5 protein-coding genes and 2 pseudogenes are annotated in these 8,980 nt (G+C 66.3%); 1 reads left to right on the top strand and 6 read right to left on the bottom strand.

Going from position 1 to position 8,980, the window contains the following annotated elements:
• The 5 genes and pseudogenes from G3N61_RS36515 to G3N61_RS36495 all read right to left on the bottom strand — a co-directional run.
• Positions 1 to 134, bottom strand: a pseudogene (locus tag G3N61_RS36515) (AMP-dependent synthetase); the annotation flags it as partial.
• A 247-nt stretch (positions 135 to 381) separates the two neighbouring features.
• Positions 382 to 2,316, bottom strand: a complete 1,935-nt coding sequence (locus tag G3N61_RS36510) for a sigma-70 family RNA polymerase sigma factor (protein ID WP_241018074.1) — start codon at positions 2,314 to 2,316, stop codon at positions 382 to 384.
• Positions 2,273 to 2,587 carry a high-potential iron-sulfur protein gene (locus tag G3N61_RS36505; protein WP_205824833.1) on the bottom strand — a complete coding sequence of 105 codons (315 nt, stop codon included), beginning with the start codon at positions 2,585 to 2,587 and terminating at the stop codon, positions 2,273 to 2,275. Before G3N61_RS36505 ends, G3N61_RS36510 begins: the two co-directional genes overlap by 44 nt.
• Positions 2,588 to 2,685: 98 nt before the next feature.
• On the bottom strand, positions 2,686 to 3,894 hold the full coding sequence (locus G3N61_RS36500; protein ID WP_205824831.1) for a c-type cytochrome: 1,209 nt from the start codon (positions 3,892 to 3,894) through the stop codon (positions 2,686 to 2,688).
• Between the two features lie 80 nt (positions 3,895 to 3,974).
• The gene (locus G3N61_RS36495; protein WP_175021162.1) at positions 3,975 to 5,696 is read right to left on the bottom strand and encodes a methanol/ethanol family PQQ-dependent dehydrogenase; all 1,722 of its coding nucleotides are present in this window, start codon (positions 5,694 to 5,696) and stop codon (positions 3,975 to 3,977) included.
• 413 nt (positions 5,697 to 6,109) lie between these two features.
• Between G3N61_RS36495 and G3N61_RS36490 the strand changes: the two genes are divergently transcribed.
• Positions 6,110 to 8,455: a TonB-dependent receptor gene (locus G3N61_RS36490; RefSeq protein WP_205824830.1), complete on the top strand. Its 2,346-nt coding sequence runs from the start codon at positions 6,110 to 6,112 to the stop codon at positions 8,453 to 8,455.
• Positions 8,456 to 8,525: 70 nt separating this feature from the next.
• Here the strand turns inward: G3N61_RS36490 and G3N61_RS36485 are convergent.
• Positions 8,526 to 8,980 (bottom strand): annotated as a pseudogene (locus tag G3N61_RS36485) (prolyl aminopeptidase); the annotation flags it as partial.

Raw genomic sequence — 8,980 nt, 5'->3', positions numbered from 1 at the left:
CCTTCGTAATCGTTTTCGGCTTCGGCGGCGAGCGCACGGTAGGCCGGCATGCCGGAAATGGTCGCCGCCTGCTCGAGCGCCGCGGGCGGCGCAAACTGGCGGGTTTCGTGAAGAACCGATTCAATCGTGGACAAACGAGTCTCCTTGCGTTCTTGTGGTGCCTGACGGCGTTCGGGAAAACGCAACATGCATGCCAGTATTGATGTTCGATGCACGCATGTGGCGACAGCCGCGGCAGCCGGGCGCGTGTCGATCGATCCGTGCGAACGGGCGACGTCGCGGACGGTAGCGCGAGGCGGCGGAGCGTTCAGAAATGCAGCACGGTGTGTTGCAGTCCTGAGCAGATGGCGTTCGGCTCGAAAGGCGGCTGAGGCGATCGCGTCAGGCGAGCAGCGATCGCAGTGCCGGTGCGTGCCTGAATTGCCGGATTCGTTCGAGCGCCGACACCTCTATCTGGCGAACGCGTTCGGCCGACAGGTTCAGTTGCCGGCCGATCTCTCGCAGCGAATACTCGCTTTCGACATCGATGCCGTACCTCAGACGAAGAATCCACGCTTCGCGTGCGGGCAGGCTGTCGATCAGCGTCGCCACCGCGGTACGAAGCTGGCCGGCGCTCGCGGATTCTTCCGGGGTTGGCGCATCGGGGTCGATCGTGACGTCGCACAACGTGAGGTCATGATCGGGCGAAATGGGCGAGTCCGCGGAGACGGGCTCGCGCACGATGCTCATCAGTTCGCGTATCTTGTCGACGGGCAACTGCATCTGCGTGGAGAGCGCGGGCGCGTCGGCGACATCGCCGGTTCGTTGCCGGTGCGTTCGCGCGAGCCGCGAGAGCTTGTTGAGCGAGTCGACCGTATGCGCGGGCACGCGTATCGTGCGGCCCTGATCGGCGAGCGCATGCGTGATGGCCTGCCGGACCCACCAGGTCGCATAGGTCGAGAACTTGAAGCCGCGCCGGTGATCGTAGCGATCGACGGCCTTCAACAAGCCGATATTGCCCTCCTGGATCAGATCGAGGAATGGCAGGCCGCGATCGGGATACCGTTTGGCGACCGATACGACGAGCCGAAGATTGCTCCGGAACAGCTTCGTTCTCGCGGGTTGCATCGCGCGGTCGATCCGCGACAGCCGTGCATCGAGCGCGACCGCGATGTCGAGCGGCAGGGGCGACTGGCCGGCGAGACGGGCGAGTGCGAGACGGGCGTCGATCAGTGCCGGCGCGTGGCGGGCGAGGGCAGCGGCGCATTCCGGATGCGCGGCGATGCATTCGTGCAGCCATGCGCGCGCGTCGTCGCACGGTGCGAAGAGGTCGCGGCGCGTGGATCCGGTACGCATGCCCGACGCGGCCAGGGTATCGACGAGCTGTTTTTCGATCTGGCGTGCCTGGGTGGCGCGTTCGCCGATCGCATGACCGATACGCTCGATTGCGCGGGAGGTGAAGCGGATCCTGCCGGTCAACGCGGCAGCCTCGCGAATCAGCGCGCGATAACCGGCCGAGGCGAACCCGTCGACGTTCAATGCGAGTCGCATCGCCGGTGCGAGCGCGCCGGCGCGCGCGAGCGATTCGGCGACCGCATCGCGCCACGCCGGGCTGTCCGGGGCGAGGCCCGTGCTGCCTTCCGGTGCCGGCGATTCCATGGTCGGATCGGGCGCCACGTCGTTCCCGGGTGAATCGTGGGGCAGCATCGCGGGCGCTTGGGCGAGCGATTCCGCATCGTCGGCGAACCCCGTCACGTAGACCGATGCCGCGACCTTGCCGGCGCGGACGTCGTCCGCCATCGCCGCGATGCCGGCGAGCGCAGTCGGATCCCGGCTCAACGCGTCGATGTATGCCGCCCGCCCGCGCTCCAGATGGAGCGCGAGCGCGATCTCCTCGTTGCGTTCGAGGAGCGGCGTCGCGCTCATGTCCCGCAGATAGAGCCGGACCGGATCGTTGGTTCGGCCCAGGAGCAGATCGTCGGCCGCGAGTGGCGTCGATGCGTCGGCGAGCGGTAACGTGACTTCCGGCGGCTGCGCAAAATGACGGTCGAGTGTCCACGCGGTACGCGCGCCGGCATGCTCGCGTACCTCGATACCGAGCTCGCGGAGCACCGACGCGGCCGCGTCCACATCCGCGTCTTCGGCGGCATCGTCGGGCAACGCGTCGGTGATTTCGCCGTGCGTCACGTATCCGCGATCGATGCTCAGCGCGATCAGCGCATGCAGATGCGCCGCACGTTCGGTGTCCGTGCCGCGGCGCGGTGCGCTGTCGCGTCCGCGCGCGGGGCCGGGATCAAGCAAGCTTTGCATAGACGTTGCACCAGCCTTCGGCGGCAACCACCTTGCCCGTGAACATCGGACACGTGCCCGAGGATTCGCCCGCGGCGGCCTTGTAGAACCGGCAGTTCGAACAGGTCTGGCCAGCTTGGTACTTCGGGAACTTGCCCGCGTCGACGGTTGTGGCCTTTGCGCGGTAGCCGAGCGTCTTCGCGGCCGCGTCGTTTTCGTCGACGGGCGGTGCGGCCGCGAATGCGCGGGTGCCGGCCGCGAGTGTGGCGCACAGGCTGGCCGCGTGGACGAGGAAGGTTCTGCGATTGGGGGAGGTCATGGCGTTATCCGGCGTGAAATGAAAAGATGAAGTCCGGCCCGCGCGCCGGGCATGCTTCCCGGTGCGGGGGGCGGTCGAAACGAAAGCGGGCGGGAAAGTTACTTGCGCGGTCCGGCGATGAGCGGCGCCTTCGACGCGGTGGCGATATCGGCGGTCAGCTTGTGCTTGGACGCATCGTAGCCATTCGAGTAAAGCAGGAATGCCATCACATCCTCGTATTCCTGTGCCGACATCTTGCCGGGGCGATCGGCCGGCATGTTGTTCGACAGGTACTGGAAGATGCCGCCGACCGTGATGTGCGACTTGCCCTCCGGGGCGAAGGCTTCTCCGCTCAAGGCGGGGGCGGTGTTGCCTTCGAGCTGGTCGCCGTGACATTTTGCGCAGGCGTCGGCATAGAGCTTCTTGCCATGCTGTACCTGTGCCTGGTCGAACGACGGTATCTCGTCGCCTTCGCTGGCGGAAACTTTGACGAAGCCGCTCTTTGCCGGGCGCTGTTGTGCGGATGCGACCGCGCCGTCGAGAAACCGGCCGGTTGCACGCGCAGCGGTGGCCTGCGTGACGGTGTCCGGAAGCGCCCACGCGCGCGTGAGCGACGCGAGGCGGCCATCGCCGTTCATTCGAGACAACGTTGCGTCGATGCGCTTTTGCAATGCGTCCTTGCCCGGGCCGAATGCGAACGACAGTTGCCAATTGGAGTACGGCGACGAAGTCGCCGCAACCTGGAACCGTTGGTGCGGGTGCGCATGCTCGTATGCGACGACGCTCGGATACCAGACGATTGCGCGCTGGGCACGGCCCGCGGCGACCGCGCCGATCGTTTTCTCGCTCGTATTTTCGAGGTCGAAGCGGGCGTTCGGCTGCTGTGCGGCGATCAGCTGCGACGGGCTGCCGTACGTGGCCGCGATCGTTTCCTTTGCACCTGACGAGGCCTGCGCGTCGCGCAACGACACGCTGACGTATCCGGAGCGCAGATAACCCTGCGAGAACGTCATTCTGGATCCCGACGCATCGGCGATTTCCGAGCGCGGAAAACCCGCGATCACATCGCAGTCGCGTTCGAGCGATTTCTTCAGCTCGCTGGCGGAGATGCCGTCGTCGCCGCCATCGTCGTCGACGCCACGCCTGTTGAACGTTGCGGCGATGCCTGCGGTGCGGAAGACTTCGCGCGCAACGGATCGGTCGAGCGCCGTGGTCGGGCTGCCGGGCAGCGTGCAAATGCGCACGCCGGCCGACGCGGCTGCCGGTGTCAGCGCCACGCCCACGGCGAGCAGACTGGCAACGGTAACGGAAGTGAGACGAGTATTCATGGTCGTGTGTCCGGTTGAAGCGGATAGGGCGTCGCGCCCACATCGGGCGCATGCGGGCGCGACTCGGGCCTGATGCCTGTTCAGTCGAGCGCGAACACGTAGAGCGTGCCGCCGCGCGGAACGTCCTTGGCGATGTCGGCCATCGGGCCACCCCAGATCGGGTTCGCACCGCCATAGCCGGCGAGCACGGCGACATATTCCTTGCCGTCGACCTCATACACCGACGGCTGGGAAATAATGCCGCTCGCGAGTTGCGGGCTCTCCCAGAGCACCTTGCCGGTTGCCGTGTCGAACGCATACAGGTGGCCGTCGAGCGAGCCGCTGAACGCGAGACCGCTCGCGGTGGTCGCGACGCCGCCGTTCCAGGGCTTCTTCGACCAGTGGCTCCACAGCTTCTTGCCGGTGTTGACGTCGATTGCCGTCAGTTCGCCGTAGCCCTCGCTGCCCGGTTCGGGCTTGATCTCGAAGCCTTCGCCGAGATACGGCAAGCCTTCCATGTAGCTGACCGACTTGCCGGTGAGGCTCATGCACGCATGCAGCGCCGGCACGACCGCGATGTTGCGTTCCTGGTCGTACGAGATCGACCACCAGTTCTTGCCGCCGAGGAAGCTCGGGCACGTTTCAATCGTCGTGCCGGCCTTCGGGAACTTCGATTCGTCCTGGATCGGCTTGCCGTCGGCCGTGTAACCGGTGACTGACAGCGCCTTCACGAACGGCGTCGCATAAATCAATTTGCCGGTCGTGCGGTCGATCGCGTGGAAGAAACCGTTTCGATCCGCGTGGATGATCGCGTCGTAGTCTTTGCCTTTGTACTTGATGTCCGCGAGGACAGCCGCGTTCACGCCGTCGTAGTCCCACGTATCGTTGTTCGTGTACTGGTAGTGCCACTTCAGATTGCCGTTCTTCGCATCGAGCGCGAGCAGCGAGTCGGAATACAGGTTGTCGCCGGGGCGCAGCGCCGCGAGCCACGGGCCCGGGTTGCCGACACCCCAGTAAAGCGTGCGGGACGCGGCGTCGTACGTGCCGGTGAGCCAGGCCGCGCCACCGCCATGGCTCTGCATGCCGTCGGGCCAGGTTTCCGCGCCCTTTTCTCCGGAAGCGGGGATCGTGTAGCGTTTCCAGACTTCGGAGCCGTTCTCCGGATTCAGCGCGGCGATGTAGCCGCGAATACCGTATTCGCCGCCGGACGTGCCGACGACGATCGCACCGTCGATCGCGAGCGGTGCAAGCGAGAACGCGTAGCCGAGGCCCGGTTCGAACATCTGCTTCTTCCACACGAGATTGCCGGTCTGCGCGTCGAGCGCGGCGACTTCGCCACTCAGCATCGCGACATAGACGTTCTTGCCGTACAGCGCGACGCCGCGATTCACGACGTCGCAGCACGCGGTCTTGAACGACGCGGCGCCGAGCTTCGGCTCGTATTTCCACAGCTGCTTGCCCGTCTTGGCATCGAATGCGTAGACGTTGTCCTTCGGCGTCGTCACGAACAGATAGTCGCCGTTGACGATCGGCGTGGCCTCGAAGCCCTGTTTCAGGTCGGCGGGGAACTTGTAGGCCCACACCTGCTTGAGATCCTTCGCGTTCGAGGTGTCGATCTGCTTGAGCGGCGAATGCGAGCGGCCGTCGTAGGTGCGGTAGTAGGTCAGCCAGCCCGGATCGGTGTGTGCATCGGTCAGCCGCTGGTAGGTCACGGCCGGGTAGTCCGCGGCCGCTTCCACGAGGCCGGGGTTCAGCGCGACGGCGGCCGCCACCGCGATTCCGATCGTCGCCAGCCGGCTCGCTGAAGCCGAGAGTTTCTTCATGGTTGTCTCCTGAGTCATTGTGATCGCACCGCCGCGAACGGTTCGTCGCGCCGGCACGGTTGGGATTCCGGGCCGAGTGCACTGCCGGTTACGCAAGTCGCATGCCATCGCGGCGCGAAGCTGGCGCGGCGCGGCACAACGGCGTACTGCGCGTGATGCGCTGTCGGACGCGTCGCGCCATGGCATCCACGAAGGTGTTGCATTCAGGTACACCGCCGCGCATGAAGTGTTGCCAAACATGACAGGTGGTGCAGTACGCGGGACAGGCGGGCCGTCGCGCGCTTCCGTGCCGCCGGGAATCGGGGCGCGGCGCAGGCAGCGCTGGCACAGTTCTCGCACGTGCGCTTCTCGACACCATATCGCCGTGCAGTCATTGCATGAACCGGCGGAATACAAGCGCGGAGACAAAGGAAATGATCAGGAGGCCATATGCATCCGGGTGGCGCTGTGCGATGCGAGGCGGCCGGCGTGTACGACGCGTCGGTACGGCCCTCGGCACGCTCGCGCTGGTCGGCTTGCCGCCCGGTGGCGCGCATGCGCAGCAGCAGGCGGACGGCGCGGTGCCACCGGCCGCGGTCATCGTGCCGCAAACGTCGGCCGTCATGTTGCCTGCCATCGTCGTCGTCGGTACGACACCGCTGCTCGGAATCGGCACGCCGCTGTCGGAGGTGCCGGGGAACGTGCAGACGGTGCGTGGCGCGGAACTCGACCGACAGCATCGTGCGACGCTGACCGACTTCTTTGCCGCGAACCTGCAGAGCGTGACGGTCTCGGAGGCGCAGGGCAACCCGTACCAGACGGACGTCAACTATCGTGGTTTCACGGCGTCGCCGCTGCTGGGCACGCCGCAGGGGATGTCGGTGTTCGTCGATGGCGTGCGCGTGAACGAGCCGTTCGGCGACGTCGTGAACTGGGACATCCTGCCCGAGCAGGCGATCGATCGGGTGCAACTGATTCCGGGATCCAATCCTGTCTACGGGCGCAATACGCTCGGCGGCGCACTCGCGATCACGACGAAGAACGGCAAGTCGAGCCCGGGCGGAGAGGCGGAGGTGTCGGGCGGCTCATGGGGGCGCAAGACCGTCGGCATCGAGCAGGGCGGGACGATCGGCTCGAACCTCGACTACTATGCAACCGCTAACGTCGCGAACGACGGCGGCTGGGCGGACCATAACGCGAGCCGCGTGCGACAGGCGTTCGGCAAGCTGCGCTACGTCGATGCGGACACGACGCTGTCGATCGCCGGCGGCGGCGCGGACAACACGCTATACGGCACCCAGACGATTCCGCGCTCATTCCTCGGTAATCCGAAGCAGGCGTACACGTATCCGGATCTGAACCGCAACAGCGCCGGGTACCTGACGCTGTCGGGCGACCGGTTTTTCGGTGAAAACGTCGAGCTGAGCGGCAACGCATACTACCGGCACCTGAGAAACGCCAATACGAGCAGCAACAACAATACGGACTATGGATCCGTCGGCGAGGATGGTGTAGTCGACACGGTACAGGGCAGCAATGCGCAATCGACGATCGTCACCGACAGTTATGGCGGCAGCGTGCAGCTCACGCTGCTCGGCAAGCTCGGCGGGATGGCCAACCGTCTGATCGCGGGCGGCGCGGTCGATATAGCGAACTCGAGCTACGTCGCGTCGTCGCAGGACGCGTACTTCACCGACACCCGCGCGGCGGTCGGCATCGGCGATTTCGTCCAGCAGACCCGCGCGAAGACGCGCAACGCGAACCTCGGCGTATACCTGAGCGACGCATTGTCGCTGTCGCCGCACTGGACGCTGACGCTGTCGGGCCGCTATGACTGGTCGAAAGCGCAGATCAGCGACGAGAGCGGCGTGCAGCCGCTGCTCGACGGCAACCATACGTTCTCGCGCTTCAACCCTGCGGTCGGGCTCAACTGGAACCCGGTCGCGGGCTTCACCGCGTATGCGGCGTACAACGAAGGGATACGCTCTCCGACCGCGATCGAGCTGGCCTGCGCGGACCCATCCGCCCCGTGTTCGCTGCCGAACGACTTCGTCGCTGATCCGGCACTCAGGCCGGTGATCTCGAAGACGTTCGAAGCGGGCTTGCGCGGACGCGTCGGCGCGGCGACGACCTGGAGCGCCGCGGCCTACCGCACGACACTGACCGACGACATCCAGTTCATCAGCAGTCCGGCAAGCGCGCAGGGCTATTTCCGCAATGTCGGCGATACGCGGCGGCAGGGTCTCGAACTTGCGGGTCGCACGCGGCTTGGCCCGCTCGCTGTCGGCTTGTCGTACAGCTATGTCGATGCGACCTACCGTTCGTCGTGGACCGAACACAGCCCGGCGAATTCGGCGGCCGACGCGGACGGCAACGTGAAGGTCAAGCCGGGCGACCGCATTCCCGGCATTCCCGCGCACACGGTGAAGCTGAGGCTCGACTACGCGGCGACGCACGCATGGGATATCGGCGCGAACGTCACGTGGCGCAGCGGCGTGTACGCGCGCGGCGACGAGAACAACCAGGACGTGAACGGCAGGATCGCGGGCTACGTGCTCGTCGATCTCGACATGCGCTACCGGATCACGAAACGGTTCGAGGTGTTCGCGAGCGTGACGAACCTGTTCGATAAACGCTACGCGAGCTTCGGCGCGCTCGGCCAGAACTTCTTCAACGGACCGAACCACACGTTCGACGGCACCAGTCCGGTGAGCGAACAGTTCGTCGGGCCGGGCGCGCCGCGCGGTGCGTGGGCCGGTGTGCGCTATGCATGGGATTGAGCGTCGCGCGGTCGCGCCTGTTGTCGCGTCATGACGTGAGCAGGCGCCGGGTTGCGCCCGGCATGAACCGTCACGGACAGGGGACGGTAGCGAACATCGCAGCCGCGGCGCGTGTGACGCTGCGTGCCAACGCCGGGTCGCCTGCCAGATGTCCGGCATGCACGCGTTCGATCTCGACCTCGGGTACGGCACGCGCGAGGCGGGCGGCGTTGCCGGCCGGGCAAACGGGATCGTGTATCCCGTGCACGGCGAACAGCGGCACACCGGCCTGTGCCGCCCGGCGCGCGAGCGCGAACACGCTGCGCTCGCCGAGCCAGCAACCGTGCTGCAGGTAATGCGCCTGGATCCGGTATTTGTCGATCAGTCTGCCGACCGTTTTCTCCGAGCGGATCGCCCGCGCGGGCGAGCGGCGTGTCTGTGCCGATGCGAGGACGGCGTCTTCGTACGCGTGCCACGCGAGCGCCACTGCGCGCTGCCGGGCTGCGCCCGCGCCGCAGCGCAGCCGCCGCGCGCAGCACGACAGCA

The organism is Burkholderia sp. Ac-20349, assembly GCF_017104865.1.
GTDB classification, from domain to species: Bacteria; Pseudomonadota; Gammaproteobacteria; order Burkholderiales; family Burkholderiaceae; genus Burkholderia; species Burkholderia aenigmatica.
Note: the sequence above shows the minus strand (reverse complement) of the source record. Positions and strands in the feature narration are given on the sequence as shown.